The organism is Aquamicrobium lusatiense, from assembly GCF_014201615.1.
Lineage (GTDB): Bacteria > Pseudomonadota > Alphaproteobacteria > Rhizobiales > Rhizobiaceae > Mesorhizobium > Mesorhizobium lusatiense.
On sequence record NZ_JACHEU010000001.1, the window covers coordinates 2,049,784 to 2,074,653 of the forward strand.

21 protein-coding genes and 1 riboswitch are annotated in these 24,870 nt (G+C 63.8%); of the genes, 8 read left to right on the forward strand and 13 right to left on the reverse strand.

Annotated features, from left to right (window positions below; genetic code table 11):
• The first annotated feature begins 159 nt into the window (after positions 1–159).
• Together glpX and recJ are read left to right on the forward strand one after the other, a co-directional pair.
• Positions 160–1,143, forward strand: coding sequence for a class II fructose-bisphosphatase (gene glpX, locus HNR59_RS09830; protein ID WP_183831502.1), 984 nt, complete (start codon positions 160–162; stop codon positions 1,141–1,143).
• A 58-nt stretch (positions 1,144–1,201) separates the two neighbouring features.
• Positions 1,202–2,983 carry a single-stranded-DNA-specific exonuclease RecJ gene (recJ, locus tag HNR59_RS09835; RefSeq protein ID WP_183829278.1) on the forward strand — a complete coding sequence of 594 codons (1,782 nt, stop codon included), beginning with the start codon at positions 1,202–1,204 and terminating at the stop codon, positions 2,981–2,983.
• Between the two features lie 14 nt (positions 2,984–2,997).
• Here the strand turns inward: recJ and HNR59_RS09840 are convergent, their stop codons facing one another.
• The 3 genes from HNR59_RS09840 to folE all read right to left on the reverse strand — a co-directional run bounded on the left by HNR59_RS09840 (position 2,998) and on the right by folE (position 5,188).
• Positions 2,998–3,957, reverse strand: a complete 960-nt coding sequence (locus HNR59_RS09840; RefSeq protein ID WP_183829281.1) for a patatin family protein — start codon at positions 3,955–3,957, stop codon at positions 2,998–3,000.
• Between the two features lie 84 nt (positions 3,958–4,041).
• The gene (hisI, locus tag HNR59_RS09845) at positions 4,042–4,500 is read right to left on the reverse strand and encodes a phosphoribosyl-AMP cyclohydrolase (protein ID WP_183829283.1); all 459 of its coding nucleotides are present in this window, start codon (positions 4,498–4,500) and stop codon (positions 4,042–4,044) included.
• A 49-nt stretch (positions 4,501–4,549) separates the two neighbouring features.
• Positions 4,550–5,188 carry a GTP cyclohydrolase I FolE gene (folE, locus tag HNR59_RS09850; RefSeq protein ID WP_183829286.1) on the reverse strand — a complete coding sequence of 213 codons (639 nt, stop codon included), beginning with the start codon at positions 5,186–5,188 and terminating at the stop codon, positions 4,550–4,552.
• Positions 5,189–5,418: 230 nt separating this feature from the next.
• On the opposite strand from folE, the gene HNR59_RS09855 reads away from it, so the two are divergent.
• On the forward strand, positions 5,419–5,865 hold the full coding sequence (locus HNR59_RS09855) for an iron-sulfur cluster assembly scaffold protein (protein WP_183829289.1): 447 nt from the start codon (positions 5,419–5,421) through the stop codon (positions 5,863–5,865).
• A gap of 40 nt (positions 5,866–5,905) precedes the next feature.
• Here the strand turns inward: HNR59_RS09855 and HNR59_RS09860 are convergent, their stop codons facing one another.
• A complete protein-coding gene (locus tag HNR59_RS09860; protein ID WP_183829292.1) occupies positions 5,906–6,955 on the reverse strand; it encodes an LLM class flavin-dependent oxidoreductase in 1,050 nt (349 codons plus the stop codon).
• Between the two features lie 189 nt (positions 6,956–7,144).
• Here HNR59_RS09860 and yidD point away from each other — a divergent pair, with 189 nt between their 5' ends.
• The 3 genes from yidD to thrS all read left to right on the forward strand — a co-directional run bounded on the left by yidD (position 7,145) and on the right by thrS (position 11,008).
• The gene (yidD, locus tag HNR59_RS09865; RefSeq protein ID WP_183829295.1) at positions 7,145–7,507 is read left to right on the forward strand and encodes a membrane protein insertion efficiency factor YidD; all 363 of its coding nucleotides are present in this window, start codon (positions 7,145–7,147) and stop codon (positions 7,505–7,507) included.
• A 163-nt stretch (positions 7,508–7,670) separates the two neighbouring features.
• On the forward strand, positions 7,671–8,876 hold the full coding sequence (locus HNR59_RS09870; protein ID WP_183829298.1) for a D-alanyl-D-alanine carboxypeptidase: 1,206 nt from the start codon (positions 7,671–7,673) through the stop codon (positions 8,874–8,876).
• 143 nt (positions 8,877–9,019) lie between these two features.
• A complete protein-coding gene (gene thrS / locus HNR59_RS09875) occupies positions 9,020–11,008 on the forward strand; it encodes a threonine--tRNA ligase (protein WP_183829301.1) in 1,989 nt (662 codons plus the stop codon).
• 75 nt (positions 11,009–11,083) lie between these two features.
• Here thrS and HNR59_RS09880 read toward each other — a convergent pair whose 3' ends face one another.
• A complete protein-coding gene (locus tag HNR59_RS09880) occupies positions 11,084–11,563 on the reverse strand; it encodes a 6,7-dimethyl-8-ribityllumazine synthase (RefSeq protein ID WP_183829304.1) in 480 nt (159 codons plus the stop codon).
• A 79-nt stretch (positions 11,564–11,642) separates the two neighbouring features.
• A riboswitch (FMN riboswitch) is annotated at positions 11,643–11,810 on the reverse strand.
• A 50-nt stretch (positions 11,811–11,860) separates the two neighbouring features.
• The gene (locus tag HNR59_RS09885; RefSeq protein WP_425488642.1) at positions 11,861–12,820 is read right to left on the reverse strand and encodes a hypothetical protein; all 960 of its coding nucleotides are present in this window, start codon (positions 12,818–12,820) and stop codon (positions 11,861–11,863) included.
• 149 nt (positions 12,821–12,969) lie between these two features.
• On the opposite strand from HNR59_RS09885, the gene HNR59_RS09890 reads away from it, so the two are divergent.
• Positions 12,970–13,554: a nitroreductase family protein gene (locus tag HNR59_RS09890; RefSeq protein ID WP_183829307.1), complete on the forward strand. Its 585-nt coding sequence runs from the start codon at positions 12,970–12,972 to the stop codon at positions 13,552–13,554.
• A 7-nt stretch (positions 13,555–13,561) separates the two neighbouring features.
• Here the strand turns inward: HNR59_RS09890 and HNR59_RS09895 are convergent, their stop codons facing one another.
• Positions 13,562–14,443 (reverse strand): HpcH/HpaI aldolase/citrate lyase family protein, encoded by an 882-nt coding sequence (locus HNR59_RS09895; RefSeq protein ID WP_183829310.1) that lies wholly within the window; start codon positions 14,441–14,443, stop codon positions 13,562–13,564.
• Positions 14,443–14,895, reverse strand: coding sequence for a MaoC family dehydratase (locus HNR59_RS09900; protein WP_183829312.1), 453 nt, complete (start codon positions 14,893–14,895; stop codon positions 14,443–14,445). The genes HNR59_RS09895 and HNR59_RS09900 overlap by 1 nt, the downstream gene beginning before the upstream one ends.
• A gap of 147 nt (positions 14,896–15,042) precedes the next feature.
• On the opposite strand from HNR59_RS09900, the gene HNR59_RS09905 reads away from it, so the two are divergent.
• The gene (locus HNR59_RS09905; protein ID WP_183829315.1) at positions 15,043–16,167 is read left to right on the forward strand and encodes a DUF2336 domain-containing protein; all 1,125 of its coding nucleotides are present in this window, start codon (positions 15,043–15,045) and stop codon (positions 16,165–16,167) included.
• A 2-nt stretch (positions 16,168–16,169) separates the two neighbouring features.
• On the opposite strand, the gene HNR59_RS09910 is transcribed toward HNR59_RS09905, so the two are convergent.
• The 5 genes from HNR59_RS09910 to gcvT all read right to left on the reverse strand — a co-directional run bounded on the left by HNR59_RS09910 (position 16,170) and on the right by gcvT (position 24,826).
• On the reverse strand, positions 16,170–18,200 hold the full coding sequence (locus tag HNR59_RS09910) for an FUSC family protein (RefSeq protein ID WP_246374552.1): 2,031 nt from the start codon (positions 18,198–18,200) through the stop codon (positions 16,170–16,172).
• A 16-nt stretch (positions 18,201–18,216) separates the two neighbouring features.
• Positions 18,217–20,319: a DNA topoisomerase IV subunit B gene (gene parE / locus HNR59_RS09915; RefSeq protein ID WP_183829321.1), complete on the reverse strand. Its 2,103-nt coding sequence runs from the start codon at positions 20,317–20,319 to the stop codon at positions 18,217–18,219.
• Between the two features lie 212 nt (positions 20,320–20,531).
• Positions 20,532–23,339, reverse strand: a complete 2,808-nt coding sequence (gcvP, locus tag HNR59_RS09920) for an aminomethyl-transferring glycine dehydrogenase (RefSeq protein ID WP_183829324.1) — start codon at positions 23,337–23,339, stop codon at positions 20,532–20,534.
• A 12-nt stretch (positions 23,340–23,351) separates the two neighbouring features.
• Positions 23,352–23,720: a glycine cleavage system protein GcvH gene (gene gcvH / locus HNR59_RS09925; protein WP_183829327.1), complete on the reverse strand. Its 369-nt coding sequence runs from the start codon at positions 23,718–23,720 to the stop codon at positions 23,352–23,354.
• 5 nt (positions 23,721–23,725) lie between these two features.
• Positions 23,726–24,826 (reverse strand): glycine cleavage system aminomethyltransferase GcvT, encoded by a 1,101-nt coding sequence (gene gcvT / locus HNR59_RS09930; RefSeq protein WP_183829330.1) that lies wholly within the window; start codon positions 24,824–24,826, stop codon positions 23,726–23,728.
• Between the last annotated feature and the right edge of the window lie 44 nt (positions 24,827–24,870).

Below are 24,870 nucleotides of genomic sequence, written 5' to 3' on the forward strand. Positions count from 1 at the left end.
GTTCGTTCGTCAGAACGCCCACTGCTCCAGGCCTTTCAATCGATTGATATTGCTGCTTCTTTGTTGATTGTTGCGCCGGGACTTGCTGTTGTCACGCGCCTTTGACAAAAGAGGGCAAAGCTCCACGAAGGGGCATGGGAAAAGGGATTGAGCAAGATCATGAATGCGGCAGACAAGATCAGTGCGGGCCTTGACCGGGTTCTGACCATGGAACTGGTGCGCGTTACCGAGCGTGCGGCGGTGGCTGCGGCCAGGCTTCGCGGACGCGGCGACGAGAAGGCCGCCGATCAGGTTGCCGTGGATGCGATGCGCACCGAGCTGAACCGCCTTGCCATCAAGGGCACGGTGGTGATCGGCGAGGGCGAACGCGACGAGGCGCCGATGCTCTACATCGGCGAGGAAGTCGGAACCGGCAATGGTCCTGAAGTCGACATCGCTCTCGATCCACTGGAAGGCACGACGATCTGCGCCAAGAACCTGCCCAACGCGCTCGCCGTCGTGGCGCTGGCCGAAAAGGGCAGCCTGCTCAACGCCCCCGACGTCTACATGGAAAAGATCGCCATCGGTCCTGGCTATGCGGCTGACGTGATCGACATCGACGCGCCGCCGGCCGAGAACATCGCCCGCCTCGCCAAGGCCAAGGGCGTGCCGGTTTCCGAGATCACCGCCTGCATTCTCGACCGTCCGCGCCATGTCGCGATCATCGAGGCCGTGCGCGCCACGGGTGCCGCCATCCGCCTGATCGGCGACGGCGACGTGGCCGGTGTCATTCACACCACCGATCCCGACGAGACCGGCATCGACATCTATATGGGCACCGGCGGTGCGCCTGAGGGGGTGCTCGCGGCTGCCGCGCTGCGCTGCATCGGCGGCCAGATTCAGGGCCGCCTTATTCTGGACACGCGGGAAAAGGTCGAGCGCGCCGCCCGCATGGGCGTCAGCGATCCGCGCAAGGTCTATCGCGCCGAGGAAATGGCGCGCGGCGACGTGCTGTTCGCCGCAACCGGCGTCACCGATGGCAACATGCTGTCGGGCGTGAAGTTCGCCAGCAACTACATCACCACGCACACCATCGTGCTGCGCTCGTCCTCGCGCACCGTGCGCGAGATCAAGGCGCGCCATCAGGATCTGGACAAGTTCTGATTACGGTGGCGATGCTGTCGGCCTGTAATCGCGTCTCACACAGGGAATGCGAGAGATAATGGCCGACAAGCGTCTTTTCCTCGATGTCCGGCGTTCCGCGACGGGCATCTTCTGGGAACACCGGCTGAGCGACCGCCAGGACATGATTGCTCTGGCGATCGCTCAGGGGCACGGCGTTCCCGATATCGTGGCGCGGGTGCTGGCCGGGCGCGGTGTGCAGGCTGCCGATGCTGCGCGCTTCCTCGACCCGACGATCCGAGACCTGCTTCCCGACCCTGCCTCGCTGACCGACATGGAGCAGGCGGCCAGCCGCATCGCCGATGCCGTGACACGCAAGGAAAAAGTGGCCATCTTCGGCGACTATGACGTCGATGGCGCTGCCTCTTCCGCCCTGCTGAAGCGCTTTCTCGCGCATTTCGGCGTCGAATCCGAAATCTACATTCCAGACCGCATTTTCGAGGGCTACGGCCCCAATCCGGATGCGATGCGCGAACTGGTGGCCCGCGGCGCTTCGCTGATCGTGACCGTCGACTGCGGCACCAACAGTGCCGCCTCAATCGACGCGGCGAAGGAAGCCGGCGCCGATGTCGTGGTGATCGACCACCATCAGGTTGGCGGCGCGCTGCCGCAGGGCGTGGCGGTGGTCAACCCAAACCGGGACGATGACCTTTCGGGGCAGGGGCATCTGTGCGCCGCAGGCGTCGTGTTCCTGACACTTGTGCAGGTTGCGAAAGTGCTGCGCCAGCGACTTGCCGGAAGCGCGCAGCCGAACCTGCTGGGTCTGCTCGATCTGGTCGCGCTGGCGACGGTCTGCGATGTCGTGCCTCTGGTAGGGGTGAACCGGGCCTTCGTGGTCAGGGGGCTGCAGATCATGCGCCAGCAGTCCAATGTGGGGCTTGCAGCACTGGCGAAACTGTCCCGCATCGGCGAGCCGATCAACGCCTTCCATCTCGGCTTCCTCATCGGACCGCGCATCAATGCCGGCGGGCGCATCGGCGATGCCGCGCTGGGCAGCCGGCTGCTGGCAACCGACGACCCGGTCGAGGCACAATCGATCGCGGAAACGCTCGACCGCCTCAATCAGGAGCGGCAGGCGATGGAAACCGAGATGCTGGCGCAGGCTCGCGCCGAGGCGGACGCCGAGCTGGCTGGCGGCAATGGCCCTGCTGTTCTCGTTACGGCCGATCCGTCATGGCATCCGGGCATTGTCGGGCTTCTCGCCTCGCGCCTGAAGGATCACGCGCGCCGGCCTGCCTTTGCCATCGCCTTCAATCCAAATGGCATCGGCACCGGGTCGGGTCGCTCGGTTCCGGGTTTCGACCTCGGGCGCATGGTGCGCGAGGCGGTGGAGGCGGGGCTGCTGGTCAAGGGCGGCGGCCATGCCATGGCGGCAGGCATCACTGTAGAGAAGGAAAAGCTCGGCGCGCTGCGCGCCTTCTTCGAGGAGCGGGCGGCGGCCGATGTCTTCCGGCTTCAGGATCAGGAAAGTCTGCTGATCGACGCAGCCCTTGCTGCCGAAGGCGCAACGCTGCAACTGCTCGACACCCTGGAAAAGGCAGGACCATACGGCACCGGCCATGTCGCGCCGGTGTTCGCGCTGCCGCGTCACAGGCTGGTCGATGCGCGGCTGGTGGGCGCAAACCACATCCGGGCAGAACTGCGCTCGGATAGCGGCGGTCGCATTCAGGGCATCGCCTTTCGCGCCGCCGACACCGCACTTGGCGATTTCCTGTTCAGGAACCGCGGGCAGACCATTCATACGGCAGGTTCGCTGTCGTCAAACTACTGGAACGGCAACCGCAGCGCCCAGTTCAGGATCATCGACGCCGCAGAATCGTAATCAGGGCGGCACGATCAGACCAGCGCGCTTTGCAGCCGCCTGAGCTGCTCCACATTTGCCATGGCGGCTTCGTAGCCGAGATCTATGGCCTCGCTGGCGCGATGGAAATCGGCCAGCCCGATATGACTGAGCCTCGGTTGCAGCGACAGATCGGGCGGGTCGCCTGCAAGCCGTGACCGCGAAATGCGATCCTGAATGATGTTGAAGGCCTCGAACATCACGCCGGTAATGCCAAGCCGCGCGTCATGCGCCGAAGTCTGCTCGGCCGCATGGGCGGAAGCGTCGGTCGCTCCGTTTCCGGCGTCATGGCGGATCACGGCCGCGCGGCCGAAATTGTCGGAACTGAGATTGACGGCAACCACCGCCGGCTGCTCGTAGGCGCGGCACACCGACACCGGCACCGGATTGACCAGCGCGCCATCCACCAGCAGCCGTCCGTTGCACTGCACCGGCGCGAATATGCCGGGCAGGGCATAGGAGGAGCGCATCGCGGTGATCAGCGAGCCTTTCCAGAGCCAGATTTCGTGCCCGCTGTGAATTTCCGCCGCGACGCCGACGAAGGGTTTGGGAAGATCCTCGAAACGCGTTCCGTTGAGATGCTCGCGCAGGCGCGCATCGAGCTTCAGCCCGCCGAACAGGCCGCTGCCGCGAAAGGTGATGTCGAGCAGGCCGAAAATGCGGCGCTTGGTGAGGCTGCGGGCGAACTCTTCGAGTTCATCCAGCTTGCCTGCAAGGTAGCAGCCGCCCACCAGCGCGCCGATGGAGGTGCCGGCGATCATGGAGATCTCGATGCCGGCTTCGTCCAGCGCGCGCAGCACGCCGATATGCGCCCAGCCGCGCGCGCAGCCGCCGCCGAGTGCCAGCGCAATGCCTTTTGCAGGAGGTGGAAAGGGATCTGCGGAGCCGCTGGCCGACGAGAGCCCGTTGGCTTCGCTGACCTGTGGTTTGCCACGTAATGACGCCCATTCGAGCATCACGATCTCCCTTGTGTTCCGTTCAGTCTATGCCCGTCCCGTATCGAAAAGGTGAATCAGTATAGAAGCAAGCCGGCGGGTGGGTCAGTGAGACTTTCGATAGATGGCATCTGCGTCGAACAGGGGTGCGGTTCCATCTCCGGAAACGATGGCATCGCCGTCGCGAACGTCCACTTTCCGGTAGAAGCAGGAACGCCTGCCCGTATGGCAGGTTGCATCGTGGCCTGCGACCTTAACGCGCAGCCACACCGCATCCTGATCGCAGTCGGTGCGCAGTTCCACGACCTGTTGCAGGTTTCCCGACGTCTCGCCCTTCTTCCACAAGGCGTTGCGCGAGCGTGACCAGTAATGGGCTACGCCGGTTTCCAGCGTCAGCGCCAGCGCCTCGGCGTTCATATGCGCCACCATCAAAAGCATGCCGTCAGCGGCATCGGTGACCACCGCGGTGACAAGCCCGCTGGCATCGAAGCGCGGGGTGAAGGCCCCGTCCTCCTGTTCGAGCGCAGTCTTGTCCGCAGGGGCGGGGGTGAAGGTCAGCGCCATGCCGGCTGCTCCCGTAAGTGCGTTGGCTGCGAAAGTGGGGAAGGCGCGTCTAGCGCACCAGCCCGCCCCGCGCCATGGTCATGAACCGGATTTGTTCCTCGACATTGTCGCTGAACGTGCCGGTGAAGGTGGAGGTGAGGGTGGTGGAGCCCTGCTTGCGGATGCCGCGCATGGCCATGCACATGTGTTCCGCCTCGATCAGCACGGCCACGCCGCGCGGATTGAGCACATCCTGAATGACGTTGGCGATCTGCGCCGTCATCGATTCCTGCGTCTGCAGGCGATGGGCGAAGATGTCCACCACGCGCGCGATCTTGGAGAGGCCGACGACCTTGCCGTCCGGCAGATAGCCGACATGCGCCTTGCCGATGATAGGCACCATGTGGTGCTCGCAATGCGAATGGAACTGGATGTCGCGGATGACGACGAGATCGTCATAGCCGGCCACTTCCTCGAAGGTGCGGCCAAGCTCTTCGGCCGGGCACATGTCGTAGCCGTTGAACATCTCGCGATAGGCCTTGGCCACGCGCTTGGGCGTATCGATCAGGCCTTCGCGATCGGGATTGTCTCCCGTCCAGCGCAGCAGGGTGCGCACCGCGGCTTCGACCTCTTCCTGCGTCGGCCGGTCGGTAACCGGTTTGTCGAGATAGGAGGAGGCAGGCATTTTCTGCTTGATGACGGCGTCCATAAAGGCGTCTCCCGTAGTTCCCCTCGGTGGAGGAACGAGTTGAACGGACCACAGCCTGTTACGGGATCGCTTGAAAGCCCGCATGCGGCGTGACTGGGTTCCGGAAGCATAGACGCGCAAAGGCAGCTTGCCGTTCCCGGAATCTCATCATTATATATGGAGCAAGGGCCACGATTGAAAGTGTGGATCAGGCAATCGCCGTCCATTTGATGGCGAGGAACCGGAAAATCATGATCGACGACGTCTACAACAAGAAAATTCTGGCTTTTGCCGGAAATATCGAGCGCATCGGGCGGCTGGAAAATCCTGACGCAACTGCGAAAGCACATTCCAAACTGTGCGGCTCGACGGTTGTCGTCGATTTGTCCATGCGCGACGGCATCGTGACGGACTATGCGCATGACGTGAAGGCCTGCGCGCTCGGTCAGGCGTCCTCGTCGATCATGGCGCAGCATGTCGTCGGCGCGAACGCGCAGGAACTGCGCGACCTGCGTGAGACCATGCTGAAAATGCTGAAGGAAGAAGGGGCTGCACCGCAGGGGCGTTTCGACGATCTGAAATATCTGGAGCCGGTGCGCGACTACAAGGCCCGTCATGCCTCCACCATGCTGGTGTTCGACGCTGTGGTCGACTGCATAGATCAGATCGAAAAGGCGAAGGCCGGGGAAGCGGCATAAAAAATCCCCCTCCCGGTCATGGGAGAGGGATTTTCGCAGGTCAGTCTGCCAGCAGTTCGCGAACCATGGGAATGACGCGCGTTCCGTAAAGCTCGATCGAACGCATCATCTTTCCGTGTTCCATCGGACCTGAGGAATATTTCAGGTCGAACCGCTGGGCGCCGAGCGCCTTGACGGTTGCAGCGATCTTCTTCGCCACCGTTTCCGGCGAGCCGACATAGAGCGAGCCCATATCGGCCTCCGAATTGAAGGCAGCGATCGTCACAGGGCCCCAGCCGCGCTCGCCGCCGATGCGGTCGTGCATCTTCTTGTAGCTCGGCCACAGTTCCTCGCGCGCCTGCTCGTCGGTCTCGGCGATGTGGCCGGGCGAATGCACGCCGATGGGCAGGGCCGGTGCCTTCAACTGCGAGAGCGCATCGCGGTAGAGATCCGCATAGGGTTTGAAGCGCTTCGGATCGCCACCGATGATGGCGAGCATCAGCGGCAGCTGGTAGCGCGCTGCGCGGATCACCGATTCCGGGCTGCCTCCAACCCCGATCCAGGTCTTCAGCGTGCCATGCTCGATGGGCGGATAGACACGCTGCTCATGGAGTGGCGGACGCACTGAGCCCTGCCACGTTACCGGACCGCCTTTGATCAGCGCCGAAAACAGATCGAGCTTTTCGGTGAACAGCGTCTCGTAATCGGAGAGCTTGAAGCCGAACAGCGGGAAGGATTCGGTGAACGACCCCCGCCCGAGAATGACCTCGGCGCGGCCGTTGGAAATCGCGTCCACCGTCGAGAAGCGCTGGAACACGCGGATCGGATCGTCCGAACTCAGAACGGTGACGGCGGAGCCAAGCCGGATGCGTTCCGTGCGTGCCGCAATGCCGGCCAGAACCACTTCGGGGGCGGAGACCGCAAAGTCATCCCGGTGATGTTCGCCAACGCCGATGAAGTCGACTTTGGTCTGGTCGGCAAGAACGGCCTGATCGATCAGGTTGCGGATCACCTGCGCCTGCGGCAGCAGGGTGCCGTCATCGGCGAAGGTGACGTCGCCGAAAGTGTCCAGTCCGAGCTCTATGATCTGCGGTTCAGTGATGTCGGGCATAGCGGCCTCCTGTCCGGGGTGTGACCGGGCGTTGTGTTGCGCCGAAGATAGTCAGGCCTGACCGTCCATTCAAATGGCTGGAGGCGACAACGCAGTGTTCACTTATCCTTGACGCCGCGCCCTTGAAACGTTGCAAAGCCCGCCTGGAAAACGCATCTGTCTGGATGAGCAATCAGCCGGGACAAAAGCGTGACAGACGGGCACCATCATGCACCGCAGGGCGGCAGGGCAGGCCGCAACTGGGCCGGGCCGTGGCGCAAAACGCCGGGCCGCGTTCTGGGTACGGCGCTGGTTCGGTTTTATCAGCTGACCTTGTCAGGGTTCGTCGGCAACACCTGCCGGCATCTGCCGACCTGTTCCGAATATGCCTATGAGGCGATCGCCCGCCATGGCCTGTGGGCCGGCGGCTGGATGGGGCTTTTCCGCTTTCTGCGCTGCGGGCCGGGCGGAACGCGCGGCATTGATAACGTGCCCGAACAGCTCGGACAGCGCTTTCGCTGGTTCCTGCCGTGGCGGTATCGCGAGATCGGCAGAAAACGCGGCTGTGGATAGTCTGCAGATCGTGTCGCCGGATTGGCAACCGTTAAAACTTTCCTCATTATTTGTTAGCAAAAATTTACCATGGTGAGGGTGGAACGGCTTCGGCTTTTTCGATCCCGAGCCTTACATTTTGCCGCGATATTTTTCACAGACGCGATTCGTTCGAGGGGACTTGATGCAGGCTTTTCGTGCTGGGCGGGGTGTCCGCAATTTTCTTGCGGCCCTGTTTGCCGCTGGCTCCATCGTGTTGGGCGCTGGTGCGGCACTCGCCGAAACCTCCTGGGCAGTCTTCGACGTGGACAGCGGCGTTTTCGTCGGCGAGGACGGTGGCAGCCGCATCCAGCCGCCGGCTTCGCTGGCCAAGATGATGACGCTCTACATCACCTTCGAGGCGATCCGCGATGGCCGTCTGCGCTGGGAGGACCGCGTCACCGTATCCCGCAACGCTTCTATCAAGATCCCCACCAAGCTGTGGGTGAAACCCGGCGACACCATCAGCGTGCGCGAAGCCGTGGACGGTATGATCGTCGTCTCCGCCAATGATGCTGCGGCTGCCATCGGCGAGTATCTGGCTGGCTCGGAGGCTCAGTTCGGGCGCCTGATGACGCAGCGCGCCCGGCAGATCGGCATGAAGGATACGGCCTTCACCAACCCGTCGGGGCTGACGGATGGCCTGAAACAAACCACGACCGCGCGCGACATGGCTCTGCTCGGCCTTGCCCTGCAGCGGGATTTTCCGAAGGAATATCGCCTGTTTGCGCAGCCGTCCTTCGTGTTCCGCGGCAAGCTGCGCAGGGGCCACAACAACCTCATGTATCGCTATGGCGGCGTTGACGGCATCAAGACCGGCTACACCGATGCAGCCGGCTACAACCTCGCAAGCTCCCTCAACCTCAACGGTCATCGCCTGATCGGCGTCGTGCTGGGCGGAAAGACGGCCCGCGCGCGCGACAACCAGATGGCGACGCTGCTGACACGCTTCAGCAATGGTGAAGGCGTCAAAGCGCCTCTGGTGGCGATGAATGTGCCGGTGCCGACGCCGAGGCCGGCTGTGGAAATTGCCATGCACATGCCCGAGATGCACATGCCTGAAATCGAGCAGGGCGACGGCGGCTTTCCGGTACCTTCCCTGACGGGCTGGCAGATCCAGATCGCCGCGCTGCCCAGCCGGGGCGCGGCACAGGAGCTTCTGGACAAGGTGGGCTCGCTGGTGCGCACGGTCCATACGGGAGCTCTTGCGCAGATCGAAACCACATCCCGCCGCGGCCGCACGCTTTATCGCGCCCGCTTCGAGGGGTTCGAGGATCAGGCAGCCGCCACCCGCGCCTGCGCGATGCTGAAGAGCAACCGGCACGACTGCATCACCATCGAAGTTCCCTGAACCGGGCGGCGGCAAATCGCGGGGATGCCGCGATGCTTCGCCGCCTTTACTCACGCGGGAACAGGCACTATCAGACCGGCTCGGCATTCAAGCCGCATCAAACCCACCCGCGCTCGTTTGCGGGACTGGATAGGAGAACACCCGTGTCGAATACCGTTTCCCTCACATTTCCCGATGGCTCGTCGCGCGAGTATGACGCCGCGACGACCGGTGCAGCACTTGCGGAATCCATCTCGAAGTCGCTGGCCAAGAAGGCTGTCGCCTACACTTTCGACGGCACCCTGCGCGATCTGTCCGATCCGCTGGGCGGGTCCGGCAAGGTCGAGATCGTCACCCGCGACGATCCCCGCGTGCTGGAGCTGATCCGCCACGATGCCGCGCACGTTCTGGCCGAAGCCGTGCAGGAGCTGTGGCCGGGCACGCAGGTGACCATCGGTCCTGTGATCGACAACGGTTTCTACTACGACTTCGCCCGCAACGAGCCTTTCACGCCGGACGATTTCACGGCCATCGAAAAGAAGATGCGCGAGATCATCCAGCGCAACAAGCCTTTCACGAAGGAAGTCTGGTCGCGCGAGAAGGCGAAGCAGGTGTTCCGCGACAAGGGCGAGGCTTACAAGGTCGAGCTGGTCGAGGCGATCCCCGCGGATCAGGACCTGAAAATCTACTATCAGGGCGACTGGTTCGATCTCTGCCGCGGTCCGCACATGGCCTCCACCGGCCAGATCGGCAACGCCTTCAAGCTGATGAAGGTGGCCGGCGCCTACTGGCGCGGCGACGCCAACAACCCGATGCTGACGCGCATCTACGGCACCGCGTGGGCGACGCAGGAACAGCTCGACCAGTATCTGCACATGCTGGAAGAGGCCGAGAAGCGCGACCATCGCCGCCTTGGCCGCGAGATGGACCTGTTCCACTTCCAGGAGGAAGGGCCGGGCGTCGTCTTCTGGCACGCCAAGGGCTGGAAGATGTTCCAGAACCTCATCGCCTATATGCGCCGCCGCCTCGGCGACGACTATCAGGAGGTAAACGCCCCGCAGGTGCTCGACAAGAGCCTGTGGGAAACCTCCGGCCACTGGGGCTGGTATCAGGAGAACATGTTCGCGGTGAAGTCGGCCCACGCCTTCACCCATCCGGATGATCCGGATGCCGATCAGCGCGTGTTTGCACTCAAGCCGATGAACTGCCCGGGTCACGTGCAGATCTTCAAGCATGGCCTGAAGTCCTATCGCGACCTGCCGATCCGGCTTGCGGAGTTCGGAAATGTGCATCGCTATGAAGCGTCCGGCGCTCTGCATGGTCTGATGCGCGTACGCGCGTTCACGCAGGATGATGCGCATATCTTCTGCACCGAGGATCAGCTTGAAGCGGAAATTCTCAAGATCAACGACCTGATGATGTCGGTGTACAAGGATTTCGGCTTCGAGGAAGTGGTGGTGAAGCTCGCCACGCGGCCGGAAAAGCGCGTCGGCACCGATGCGGCATGGGATCATGCCGAGGACATCCTGCGCCGCGCGCTGGCGCGCATGGCGCGAGAGGACAACCGCATCAAGATTGGCATCAACGAAGGCGAGGGCACCTTCTACGGGCCTAAGTTCGAGTACACGCTGAGGGACGCCATCGGCCGCGAATGGCAGTGCGGCACCACGCAGGTGGACTTCAACCTGCCGGAGCGCTTCGGCGCCTTCTACATCGGTGCGGATTCGGAGAAGAAGCAGCCGGTGATGGTGCATCGCGCCATCTGCGGTTCGCTGGAGCGCTTCCTCGGCATTCTCATCGAGAGCCATGCCGGCCAGATGCCCCTGTGGTTCGCGCCCCTGCAGGTGGTGGTGGCGACGATCACCTCCGATGCAGACGACTATGTGAAGCAGGTGGTGGCGAAGCTGAAGGCCGCCGGCCTGTCTGCCGAAGCAGATCTGCGCAACGAGAAGATCAACTACAAGGTGCGCGAGCACAGCCTGGCGAAAGTGCCGGTCATCCTCGTCTGCGGCAAGCGCGAGGCCGAGGAGGGTTCGGTCAACATGCGCCGCCTCGGTTCCCGCGACCAGCAGTCGATGACGCTGGACGAGGCGATTACCGCACTTGTCGACGAGGCGACCCCGCCAGACCTCAAGCGCGCCCGCGCAGGCTAATCAGGCTGGGCTCAGGGATACGAAAAACGGCGGCGGAGCAATCCGCCGCCGTTTTTATTTTGATGAATAGATTATTCAGGCAGCGGCAGCCAGCTGCGCTCGGGTCCTCCCGATGGTCAGCGCCGCCTCGGCCGCCTCACGGCCCTTCTTGACGAAGTGCTCGGAAAAGATGCGGTTGTGATGCTCGGTTTCCTGATAGTGGTGCGGGGTAAGCGATACCGACAGCACGGGAACACCGGAATCCATGCCGGCGCGCATCAGTCCGTCGACAACCGCCTGCGCGACGAAATCGTGCCGGTAGATGCCGCCATCCACCACAAGCGCGGCCGCCGCGACAGCCGCGTAGCGGCCAGTCTGCGCAAGATCACGGGCGAGCAGCGGCATCTCGAATGCACCGGGAACGTCGAAGACATCGACCTGTTCGGCGGGGATGAGCTGGGTAAATCCTTCCAGCGCGCGATCGACGATGTCACTGTGCCAGTTGGCCTTGATGAAGGCATAGCGCGCGGAACGGGAAAAAGAAGGGTGAGCTACTTCTGATCGGGCTTGTGTCATGGCGATCTCCTTTCAGCAACAGACACGTCACCCAAGGCGATCACATGAAGGCACTTCGCCCGCATAGCCGGCGGTGCCCACATGTCCTCTTCCATCCGGACTGTAACCGTCGGCTCAGGCATCGCACCTGATCTGCTGACCTTTCCCCACAGGCCGGAGAAAATGGCTGGGAGGAAAGCGCTCGCGGGCTCGCAGGCTACGCCTGCATACCGCCGGTGGGGAGTTTCACCCCGCCCTGAGAACGCTGTATTTGTGTCATGGGAGGAAAACTGTTGCAACCTTGAAAGTGGTGAACAGTCAGTCTGCGGCTTCGGGGTCCACCGCCGAGGCTTCGGACGCCACCACCTCGATCTCGCGGTTGCGGCCCGGTTCCACCTTGAAATCCGTCTGGTAGATGCGATCACGGTTCTTGGCGATCACCGTATAGTCGCCATCGGCCAGAACCATCGGCGCGAAGGCCCCGACGCTTTCCTTGACCTGTTCGCCGGCTTCGTTGAGGACCGACCACGACGTATCGGCAATAGCCTCGCCGCCGGCTTCACGCACCAGCTTCAGCGTGACTTCAGCGGCATGGTGCTCCACGGTCGCCTCGGTGAGCTTGCCGGCCTCGACCCTTATGTCGGAGCGGATGATGGCGTTCACCGAACCGTAGGTCGAAACGATGTGGTAAGTGCCGGAATTCAGCCGGACCACGGTGTTCGGCTGCACGTTGGGCAGGATCAGCGGGCGTTCGCCGGGGCTGTCGCCATCGCCCTCATAGATCGCAAAGCGCAGTTTTGCCGGCGGAATGCGCCCGCCGCCTACGGCTACAGCATCAAGCTTGAGGCCGCCCGCATCGAGAACGAAGCTCTCGCGCTGGGGCTGCCTGCCCACGGAAATGCGCTTGGTAGCGCCTGCGCGGCCATATGAGGCGTGGACGAGATAGCTGCCCGGTTCGAGCTCGAACGAGGTGGTGCCGCCCTGAGCCGAGGCGATCAGCGGCAGTTTGCCGTCGGCATCCGGCTCGGGCCTGAAAACGCGCCACACCATGCCGCGGCTGATGTCCTCTCCGCCTTCGGTGAGATGTGCGCTGAGGGTGACGTTTCCGTCCGAGACGGCAAGCTGGGTGTCGCTGTGCGGCGTCGCATAGCTGGAAATGCCGGGGAGCTTGAGTTCGCCGATGCCGTCATCGTCCTGTGCCCCGGATGGCACGGTCATGGCCATGCCGAGCGCGGCGGCCAACAGGAACGGGGAAAGACGGCGAACCGCTGCAAACATACCTTGCCTTGAACCGCAAGCTGGTGGCAATTTCAAGGCCCGACAGCATCCGTGTGGACGGATGCCTTCATTTTCCGGCAATGCCCGGGCAGATCGCAAGATCGAACGCCCCAGCCGCCGAACCCAATCCCTCCGGAGGATGCATGCCGATGAACGAGACGATCATGGACTTCCTGCTGACCAGAACCTCGGTTCCGGTTCAGGACCTGAAAGCTCCCGGTCCCGACGATGCCCAGATCGCGAAGATCATCGCGGCGGCTTCCCGCGTGCCGGATCACGGCAAGCTGGCGCCGTGGCGCTTCATCATCTATCGCGGTGAAGCGCGTGAGGAGGTCGGGCGCCGGCTGGTGGCTCTTGCCGAAGAGCTGGAAGGCCCGCTGCCGGAAGGGCGGCGCATGAAAGAGCAAACGCGGTTTTCACGCGCGCCCGTGGTGATCGGCGTGGTCTCGACGCCAAAACATCACCCGTCGATACCCGACTGGGAGAAATTCCTCTCGGGCGGCATGGCGGCGATGAACCTCATGATCGCCGCCAATGCGCTGGGCTTCGGCACCAATCTCATCACCAACTGGTATTCTGATAGTCCCGAAGGCCGGGCGGTGCTGGGATTGGCGCCCGACGAGCGTGTCGTCGGCTTCGTCCACATAGGGTCTTTCGACGGGCCGGTGCAGGACCGTCCGCGTCCCGATCCGGTAACGCTTTATGCGGATTACACCGGCCCCTGGCAGGGATGATCATGCTCTAGCTGGTCACACCGGCGGCCCGTGCCCGTGCCAGAAGGCGCTCGGCGAGGCGCAGGTGAGGGCGGTCGTACATTTTGCCGCCGATACCCACCACGCCCGGATTTCCGGCGGCCTCGAACGCCGCCACCACGGCTTGCGAATGCTCTATCGCCTCGGCCGAGGGCGTGAAGGCGGCGTTGATGACGGGAACCTGCGCGGGATGGATCGCCATCTTGGCGGTGAACCCGTCGCGCTCGGCTTCAAGGCATTCGGCTTCCAGCCCGGCCAGATCGCGGAAATCAGGATACACGCTGTCGATGGCCGTGGTTTCGGCGGCTGATGCCGAGAGCAGCGTGACGGTGCGGGCTAGCCTGAACACGTCCGTGTAGCGCCCGTCCGCATCGCGTGCCGAACGCGCGCCGATGGCTGCCGACAGATCCTCGGCTCCCCATGTCAGCCCGGCAAGGCGGGCACTGGCACCGGCATAGGTAGCACCTGTGAACAGGGAGGCAGCCGTTTCCGTGGCGATGGCGATGATGGCGATACCGCCATCCGGCAGTCCGTTTTGCGCTTCATGCACGCGCAGCTTTGCGGAAAGCTGCTGCACATCCGCGCCGCTGGTCGATTTGGGCAGCATGATGCCCTGCGGGCGGGCGCCCGCCACTGCGGCGAGGTCGCCATCGGTGAGGCCGGTCGCAAGATCGTTGACGCGCACATAGACGTCAGGCTTTCCGCCTGACTGGCGCGCGGAAAGGAAATCGGCGGCGATTCGGCGCGCGTTTTCCTTGTTGTCCGGCGCCACGGAGTCCTCAAGGTCGATGATCACCACATCGGCCCAGGATGAAAAGCCTTTCTCCAGCTTTTTTTCCGAATCGCCGGGAACGAAAAGAAGCGAGCGCATCAGGCCGGCCTCTTCAGCATCATGGCCTGCCGCAGGCATTTCGCCACCAGAACGTCGTTCTGGTTGTAGGCCCTGTGCTCCATCTCGACGATGCCGCGATCGGGCTTGGATTTCGATTCGCGTACCGAGACGACGGTGGTTTCCACCCGGACCGTATCGCCATGGAATAGGGGGTGCGGGAACACCGTGTCCGTCATGCCGAGATTGCCGATGGTGGTGCCAACGGTAAGGTCGTTCACCGCGATGCCGATCATCAGGCCGAGCGTGAACAGGGAATTGACCAGCGGCTTGCCCCATTCGGTCTTCGAGGCGAAATCGAAATCGATATGCAGAGGCTGCGGGTTCAGCGTCATTACCGAAAACAGCATGTTGTCACTTTCGGTGACGGTCTTGCGCAGCGTGTGGCGAAAGACGTGTCCGACTTCGAATTCCTCAAGATAAAGACCGGCCATTGCATTCTCCTCTTCGTGTTTTCTGATAGGGCGCTGCCGCATGTCCCGCAAGCGTTGCCTTCACGCTGAAACATGGTGAACGCTTTATTAAGCCATCGAATCTATCCTGTGTTGCATGGCCGGGGCTGGCCTGGTGGGGCAGGGCATATGATAGTTGTTTCGCATTTCCTGAAGTGGATCTGCACGGCGAAGGTCTCGGAACGCGCGGCCGCGGCCGCGGCTCTTGCCCATGCCTATGTCAACAACACGCTGCCTTTCGAGGACCGCTGCGCGGCCGAGGCGGCGCTGACGCTGCTGCTCGACGACCCGTCCTCCAAGGTGCGGCAGGCCATGGCCGAGGCGCTTTCCATGAGCCGGCATGCGCCGGTTCAGGTGATCGCTGCCCTTGCCGCCGACCAGCCGGAAGTGGCGGCCCTCGTCGTTGCCCGCTCGCCGCTTTTGACGGATGCCGATCTCATCGACCGGGTTGCTGCGGGAACCCTCGCCACCCAGAAGCTGGTGGCAGACCGCCCCTTCGTGTCGATGCAGGTGGCTGCCGCTATCGCCGAGATCGGCGAAGCGGACGCCTGCGTTATGCTGCTTAAAAACTGCGGGGCGGATATTGCCTCGCTGAGCTTTCGCCGCATGACGGAACGTTTCGGCCATCTGGGGCCGGTGCGTGAGGCGCTCGTTGGCGATGTGCGGTTGCCTGCGGATTGCCGGCACACGCTGCTTGTCAGGCTTGGCGAAACGCTGAAAGGATCGCCGCTGGTTCAGGCGCTGATGGGTGCCGCGCGCGCTGACCGCCTGCTGCGCGATGCCTGCACAAAGGCGTCGCTGACGCTGATAGAGGCAACCAATGCCGATGAACATGAGGCGCTGGCCGAGCATCTGCGCCTGCGCGGAGACCTGACGGCTTCCTTTCTCATCCGCACGGTTGCCCACGGCAAGATCGATTTCTTCGGCCGGGCGCTGGTGGTTCTGACGCGCCGCAGCGAGCAGCGCGTGGCCTCCCTGCTGGCCGCCGGCAACGACGTTGCCCTGCGTGCATTGCTGACAAGTGCCGGCCTTGCGGATGCCACCCATGCCATCATCCTGCGCGCGCTGAAGATCTGGCGCGAGGTCGCAAACGGCAAGCGCGTCGCCGGCGTTCAGGAGGTGAGCTGGCTGATGCTGAAGGAACTCGGCGGGCAGGGCGCGCAGGGCGACCTCGCCACGCTGGTGAAATCCATCCACCTCGATGCGCTGCGCGAAAACGCGCGTGGCCACGCCCTCGCCATAGCCGCTGCCTGAAATCAGGCCCTGCGACTGAAAAAGGCCGGGTGATCCTCGATCGCCGCCGCGATAACGCGCATGGAGGCAGCGGCCTGCAAGGCCTCGCCCTTGCCGGAAGCTGCGATCCGGCCGGCTGTCTGGCGAGCGGCGGCAACCGTTCCCGCCCATGACGAGCCGGCAGGCTTCACCAGCAGCCCGCGCGCCACCTGGCGCAGGAAATCACCTGCCTCTTCCTTGTCTGCTGCCGTCAGCCCGCTGCCCAGCATGGAAATGCGCAGGCGCAGCACCGAAAGGCCGGCCGTCACCGCCGCCACGCTGCCGGCGATGAGCGCCTCGCCTTCCTTTCCGCTCCCCTGCAACAGCGGCAGCAACTGGCTTATACGGTCGTATGCGAGGCTTTCGAAAGCGGATCGCTTCGCGATGCGCTCATGCAGGCACAGGCGCGCCAGATCCTCACGCATGGCGCGCACGATGCCTTCGGCCGTCCGGCGCGGATTAGCTGGAAGCACGGTGAGGAACACGCCTATCGCCAGCAGGATGCCGATCAGTATCGAGCCAGAACCGGCGAGAAACTCCGCCGGGTCGTAGCTCATGGACTGGTGCGGGCTCAGGAAGGCGAGGAAATTGATCGCAAATGCGGTTGCGACGCCGGTCAGGCGCGGATTGGCCATGGCAAGTGCCGCCGGCACCAGTATCGGCACCACGAACAGCGCGAACCAGAAAAATCCGGGGAAGGCGGGCAGGAGCACCTGTCCGACCACGAAGGCGAAAGGCAGGGCAAGGAGGGTACCCTTGAAGAAGCCCCATGCGACCTTGACCGGAAACGGCCGCGCCGCGAACAGGCTGGCCACGACGGCGACAATGACGACGATGCCCGCCGCACTCGACCATTGCGTTTCCAGCCAGAAGGCCGCGACCAGCGCCGTGGCCACCATGGCGCGGATGGCGTTGCGCCGCGCCGCATCATGGTCGCGGTGAATGACGAGAGCCGGCTGCCGGCGCAGGCTTTTCTGCCGGTCGGGCTCGTGGCGCAGCATGTCCAGCCCGCGCAAGGCACCTTTCAGCGCATGGACGAACTCCCGCACCAGCGCCAGCCGCGAAGCCGTGGCGACGGGATCGTCCCCGTCCGTGGATCTCGCCATTGCCGCCATGGTTGCGATCTCGTCGAGGCGCGCGATGAACGGGGACGTATCGTCGAGGACGCCGGGCGCGGCCATATCGTCGACCAGCGATTTCAGTGCGTCGCGTATGGGTTGCAGCGCCTCATTGTCCGGCAGCGCGTGCTGGCGCAGCATCCGGGTCGCCGAAATGGCGGACAGCAGATGGCCGATGGCGCGCCGCACGGAATGCGCGCGGCTGGCGCGTCCGGGCGTTTCCAGCCGCGCATAGGCGCGCATTTCGCTGAGTGCCTGTATGTCCGTCACCAGCTTGCGGTGAACGGGCCGCAGCGTTGAAATGTCGGCGTCTGAAAAGGCCCCGCGCGCATAAGTGGCAAGGTCACTGATGCAGCCGGCCAGCCGGGTTCCCATGGCTTCCGAAGCCAGTTGCGGCAGCATGAGCCGGCTGCTGATACCGGCGCATAAGATGCCGATGACGATCTCGCCGCAGCGCGCCAGGGCCAGATCCTGAAGCAGATGCGGTTCGGCAAAGCCGGGCAAGCCGATGATGATCGCCGTATAGCCGGCGAGGGCGGCGCCATAGGCTTCCGGATTGCGCAACATGGAGGCGAACCATGTGCAGATCCCGATCCACAGCGACAGCACGGCCAGGAACAGCCAGGCATTGCCACCGAACAGGGGCACCATGACGAGCGCTGCAAATGCGCCCGCCAGCGTTCCAATCAGCCGGTAGAAGCTCTTGGCCAGAACCATGCCGGCAACAGGCTGGGCGACGATGAACACCGTCATCATGGCCCAGTGCGGATGCTCCAGCCGCAGGGCATAGGCCACGAACAGCGCGACAAGACCGGCAAGCGTGGTGCGAAGCGCGAAAACCCAGTCGCCGCGCGTCGGACGCATCAGGCCTGTAAGCGTGTCCCTGATCCGGTTCATCGCCCGCATCGGGGTCTCAGATGTCCAGCGCGTCGGCCTCGGCGAATTCGGCACGCTCGGTGATGAACCGGAAACGTGCTTCCGGCTTCGTGCCCATCAGCGCATCCACGGCATCGCGGGTTGCCGCTTCCTCATCGATCACATCGACGCGTAGAAGCGTGCGCTTCTTCGGGTCCATGGTGGTTTCCTTGAGCTGATGCGCCATCATCTCGCCAAGGCCCTTGAAACGCCCGATCTCCACCTTGCTGCGCCCGGTGAACTGGGTGCGCAGCAACTCGTCCTTGTGGGCGTCGTCGCGCGCATAGGCGACCTTGCCGCCCTGCCGGATCGAATAGAGCGGCGGAACCGCCATGTAGAGATGCCCGCCATGAATGAGCTGCGGCATCTCCTGATAGAAGAAGGTGATGAGCAGCGAGGCGATGTGCGCGCCGTCGACGTCGGCGTCGGTCATGATGATGACGCGGTCGTAGCGAAGGTCCTGATCGCGATATTTCGAGCGCGTGCCGCAGCCCAGCGCCTGAACCAGGTCGGAAATCGTCTGGTTGGCGGTGAGCTTGTCGTGACCGGCGCTGGCGACGTTGAGGATCTTGCCGCGCAGCGGCAGAACGGCCTGCGTGGCGCGGTCGCGCGCCTGCTTGGCGGAGCCACCAGCCGAATCGCCCTCGACGATGAACAGTTCAGCGCCTGCGGCGGCATTCTGGGTGCAGTCGGCCAGCTTGCCCGGCAGGCGCAGCTTGCGAACGGCGGTCTTGCGCGACACCTCGCGCTCCTGACGGCGGCGAACGCGCTCGTCGGCGCGCTGGATCACCCAGTCGAGCAGCTTCGAGGCTTCCTGCGGGTTGTCGGCCAGCCAATGGTCGAACGGATCGCGGATCGCACTTTCGACGATGCGCACGGCTTCGACCGTCGCAAGGCGGTCCTTGGTCTGGCCGACGAATTCCGGTTCGCGGATGAATACGGACAGCATGCCGGCGGCCGAGATCATCACGTCTTCGGACGTCACCACCGAGGCGCGCTTGTTGCCGACCAGATCGGCATAGGCGCGCAGGCCGCGCAGCAGCACGTTGCGCAGGCCGGTTTCATGCGTGCCGCCTTCACCGGTCGGAATGGTGTTGCAGTAGGAGTTGAGGAAGCCGTCGCCGCCATACCAGGTCACGGCCCATTCGACCGAGCCATGACCACCCTGACGCTCGGTCTTGCCGGCGAAGATTTCACGCGTGACCTGAAAATCGCCGCCCAGCGAGGCGGCCAGATAATCCTTGAGACCGCCCGGATAGTGGAACTCGTCCTTCGGGGGCGTGGTGTCCTTCTCGCCGATCAGCAGCGGATCGCAACTCCAGCGGATCTCGACGCCGCCAAAAAGATAAGCCTTGGAGCGTGCCATCCTGTAGAGGCGTGCCGGATCGAACTTCGCGCCCTTGCCGAAAATCTGATCGTCCGGCCTGAAGCGGATCTTCGTCCCGCGCCGGTTGTGGATGTCGCCCAGATGTTCGAGATCGCCGAGCGGCTTGCCGCGCGAAAACCGCTGGCGATAGAGCTTGCGCCCGCGCGCGATCTCGACTTCCAGTTCTTCTGAAAGCGCGTTGACGACGGAGACGCCGACGCCATGCAGGCCGCCCGAGGTTTCATAGACCTTGGAATCGAATTTGCCGCCGGAGTGCAGCGTGGTCATGATGACCTCAATGGCAGGGCGGTTGTATTTCGGGTGCAGATCGACGGGAATGCCGCGCCCATTGTCGGTCACGGTCAAAAAACCGTCGGCGGAAAGCTCCACCTCGATGAAGGTGGCGTGGCCGGCAACGGCTTCGTCCATCGAGTTGTCGATGACTTCGGCAAACAGATGATGCAGCGCCTTTTCGTCGGTGCCGCCGATATACATGCCGGGCCTACGCCGAACCGGCTCCAGCCCTTCCAGAACCTCGATGTCGGCCGCGCTGTATCCGTCGCCGATTGGCGCAGGCGCGGAAGGCACCGTCTTCGGAGTTGCGGATGCTGCCGGGGCAGCAGCCGTCGCCGCCTTGCGGGCCGCTTCCACAAGCGGATCGGCCGGGCGTGCAGGTGCGCGCACCGGCTGCGGCTTGTCATCGATGCGGGCGAAAAGATCGTTGCTGTCGTCCATGCGGGTCCGTGAGCGGAGGCTGCGAATCACCGGCTAGTCTGCCACGCTTTGGGGGCAAGCGCGACCAAGGTTCCGGTTCTGTTCAGGATCGTTTCCACGCAATACAGAGGATTAGCGCGGGGAGCAAGGGCCGGACGCTTCCAAACGCTGCCCCAAAAAGCAAAGGCCGGCATTTTGCGCCGGCCTCTGCCATGTCTTCATTCCGGATCGGCTTACTCGGCCGCGTCGCTGTATTCGGACACGGGCGGGCAGGAGCAGATCAGGTTGCGGTCGCCGGCCACATTGTCGATGCGCGACACCGGCGGCCAGTATTTGACGATGCTGTCGGCATTTTCAGCCGGGTATGCGGCTTCCATGCGCGAATAAGGATGCGCCCACTCGCCGGCCAGAACCTCGGATGCCGTGTGCGGCGCATTGACCAGCGGGTTGTCATCGGCGGGCCATTCGCCCTTCTCCACTCTGGCGGCTTCGTCGGCGATGGCGATCAGCGCTTCGCACAGACGATCCACCTCGGCCTTCGGCTCGGATTCCGTCGGCTCCACCATCAGCGTTCCGGCAACCGGGAACGACATGGTGGGAGCGTGGAAGCCGTAGTCGATCAGGCGCTTGGCGATGTCGTCGACGGTGATGCCGGAACGGTCCTTGAGCACGCGGGTGTCGAGGATGCACTCATGCGCCACGCGTCCGCCACGGCCCCGGTAGAGCACCGAGAAGTGGTTGCCGAGCCGCGCCACCAGATAGTTGGCCGACAGGATGGCAATCTCCGTCGCCTTCTTCAGGGTGGGGCCCATCATGCGGATATACATCCATGTGATGGGCAGGATCGATGCGCTGCCGAAGGGGGCTGCCGAAACCGCATGGGCAGACCCTTCCGCGACGTGGCCCGGCAGATGCGGAGCCAGATGCGACTTGACGCCGATCGGCCCGACGCCCGGGCCGCCGCCGCCATGCGGGATGCAGAAGGTCTTGTGCAGGTTCATGTGGCAGACGTCCGCGCCGATGTCACCGGGTCGGGCGAGACCGACCAGCGCGTTGAGGTTGGCGCCGTCGAAATAGACCTGTCCGCCATGCGCGTGCACGATATTGCAGATGTCCTTGGCGCCTTCCTCGAACACGCCATGCGTGGACGGGTAGGTGAACATCAGGGCCGCCAGATTGGCGCCGTGCTGTTCGGCCTTGGCCTTCAGATCGTCGATGTCGATGTTGCCGTCATCGGTGCAGCGCACCACCACAACGCTCATGCCGGCCATCGCGGCCGAAGCCGGGTTGGTGCCATGCGCGGAGGAAGGGATGAGGCAGATGTTGCGGTGCCCTTCGCCGCGCGACTTGTGATAACCGCGAATGGCGAGCAGGCCCGCATATTCGCCCTGGCTGCCGGCATTGGGCTGCAGGGTCACGGCATCGAAGCCGGTAATCTCGGCCAGCCAGCTTTCGAGCTCGGCGATCATGTCGCGGAAGCCGAGAGTATGTGCCTTCGGGGCGAAGGGATGCAGGTTGGCGATGTTCGGCCAGCTCACCGGCATCATTTCCGCTGCCGCATTGAGCTTCATGGTGCAGGAGCCGAGCGGGATCATGGCGCGGTCGAGCGCCAGATCCTTGTCGGCCAGCCGGCGCAGATAGCGCATCATGTCGGTTTCGGAGCGGTTTTCGTGGAACACGGGCTGGGTGAGGAACTCCCCGCCGCGCGGCTTGCCGGGCAGGTTGTCCGAAGCGGCGGCCGTTGCCTTTGCGTTGAACAGCGCGGCAATGGCTTCGAGATCGGCTTCGGTCGAGGTCTCGTCGAAGGCGATGCCGACATGATCGGCATCAATGACGCGCAGCAGCCTGCCGCCCTTCTCGGCTTCAGCGGCAATCGCTTCGGCCTTGCCCTTCACTTCGGCGGTGACCGTATCGAAGCGACGGCTGCCGAGCACCTTCACACCTGCGGCGTTCAGGCCCTCGGCCAATCCGTTGGCGAGCCTGTGGATGCGGGTGGCGATAGCCTTCAGGCCGGACGGACCGTGCCAGATGGCATAGGCGGTGGCCATGTTGGCGAGCAGGGCCTGCGCCGTGCAGATGTTGGAGGTGGCCTTGTCGCGGCGGATGTGCTGCTCGCGGGTCTGCAGTGCGAGGCGGAATCCGGGGCGGCCATGCGCATCGACCGACTGGCCGACGAGCCGGCCGGGCATCAGGCGGGTGAGCTTTTCCGACACGGCGCAATAGGCCGCGTGCGGACCGCCAAAGCCCATCGGCACGCCGAAGCGCTGCATGGAGCCGACGGCGATATCCGCGCCGAGGCTTGCCGGCGAGCTGGTGACGGTCAGCGACAGCGGATCGGACACGAAGATGACCAGCGCGCCGGCTGACTTCGCCCTCTCGATCGCCGCCTTGTGGTCGCCATAGACGCCATTGGCGTCCGGCCATGAAACGATGAGGGCTGCGGTGTCGTCATCGATCGTGTCGCCGTCGATCACGATGTCCAGCGGTTCGGCGCGGGTGTGCAGAACGTCGAGCGTCTGCGGCAGCGGTACGCCGGCGAGCGCAATCTTGTTGCGCTTGTCGCGATGATGACGCACGGCGATGCCGACGGCCTCGGCGGCAGCCGTGGCTTCATCGAGCAGCGAGGCGGACGCCACCGGCAGGCCGGTCAGCTCCGACACCAGCGTCTGGAAATTGAACAGCATTTCCAGACGGCCCTGGCTGATCTCTGCCTGATAGGGCGTATACGCCGTGTACCAGGCCGGGTTCTCGAACATGTTGCGCTGAATGACCGGCGGCACCTGAACGCCATGATAGCCCGCGCCGATGAAGCTCTTCATGACGACATTGCGCGACATGGTTGCCGAGAGTTCGGCAAGCGCTTCGGCTTCGCTGGCCGGGGCCGGCAGGGCGAGGGCGCGATCAAGGCGGATCGACTTCGGAACAGCCTGATCAATCAGCTCATCGACCGAAGCGACGCCGATGCGGGTGAGCATGGCGCGCACATCGTCATCGCCGGGGCCGATATGGCGATCCGTGAAAGTAAAGGGTGCCGTGGTCATTGTTTTGTCCTGTCAGCCGATATGGGCGTTGTAGGCCGCTTCATCCATGAGACCGTCGAGCTGGCTCGTGTCGGAAAGCTTCATCTTCCACAGCCAGCCGTCGCCGGTGGCGGCGGAATTCACCAGTGCCGGGTCTGAGGAAAGTGCCTCGTTGGCTTCGGTCACTTCGCCATCGACGGGCGCATAGACGTCCGACGCCGCCTTGACGGATTCCACCACGACGGCCGTGTCGCCCTTGCTCAGGCTCTTGCCGGTCTCAGGCAGTTCGACGAAGACGAGATCCCCAAGCTGCTCCTGCGCATAGTCGGTGATGCCTACGGTCGCCACATCGCCCTCGACGCGCAGCCATTCGTGGTCTTCGGTGTAATAGGTCGTTGCCATGAGAATTATCCTTTGCGGTAGCGATGCGGTGTGAAGGGCAGGGCATGTATGTCGACCGGCACTTTCGTGCCACGCACATCGGCATACAGCCTGGTACCAACGGCTGCCTGAGTGGCGGGCACGTAGCCCATTGCGACCGGATGTCCGGCCGAAGGACCGAAACCACCCGAGGTGATGCGGCCGGCGGGATTGCCGTCCGTATCGAAGAGGGAAGCGCCGGCGCGCACCGGCTGGCGCCCTTCCGGCTTGAGACCGACGCGCTTTTCGGAAGCGCCGCGGGCAATCAGATCGCGCAACGCGTCTGCGCCCACGAACCGGCCTTCGGCGCGCAGGCTCTTCGGCACGGCCCACATCAGCACCGCATCCACCGGATTGGTGTCGGGCGTAATGTCGTTGCCATGCAGGCACAGGCCGGCTTCAAGGCGAAGGCTGTCGCGGGCGGCAAGGCCCACCCACATCACGCGCTCGTCGGCGAACAGTTTTTCGAGCAGCTCGCGGGCGTCCTTTTCCGGAAGGCCGATCTCGAAGCCGTCTTCGCCGGTATAGCCGGAGCGCGTCAGGAACCAGCCGTCGCGAGGTTCGACCCCATGCATGAAGATGAGCGCGCCGGTTTCGACGCCGGCCTTGTTGAGGGCGGCTTCGGCTTCGGGGCCCTGAATGGCGAGGAAGACGCGATCGAGCGGATCGATGGTGACGTCGAGCCCCTCGGCGAGGCTGCGCAGATGCGCCTCGTCCTGTGCCGCGTTGCCGGCATTGGCCACCAGCATGAAGCTGTCGTCGCCAAGACGGGTGACGATCACGTCGTCGAGGATGCCGGCGGCATCGTTGAGCAGGAAGGAATATTTGGACTGAAGCAGCGGCAGCGCCGCAGAATCAAGAGGGCAGGCGCGTTCGAGAAGCGCGCCGGCACCGCTGCCGGAAAGCTCGATCAGCTTCATGTGCGATATATCGAACACGCCGACATGTTCGCGCGTGTGCAGATGCTCTTTCATGACGCCGGCCGGATAGGTCAGCGGCATGGACCAGCCGGCAAAGGCGCCAAAGCGCGCTCCGGCCTGTTTGTGCAGATCTTCAAGGGGGAGGTGCTTGTCTTCAGGGCCTGCCATAACTTCTCCAGAACAACACGAAACCGGCCGCAACGGCGACCATT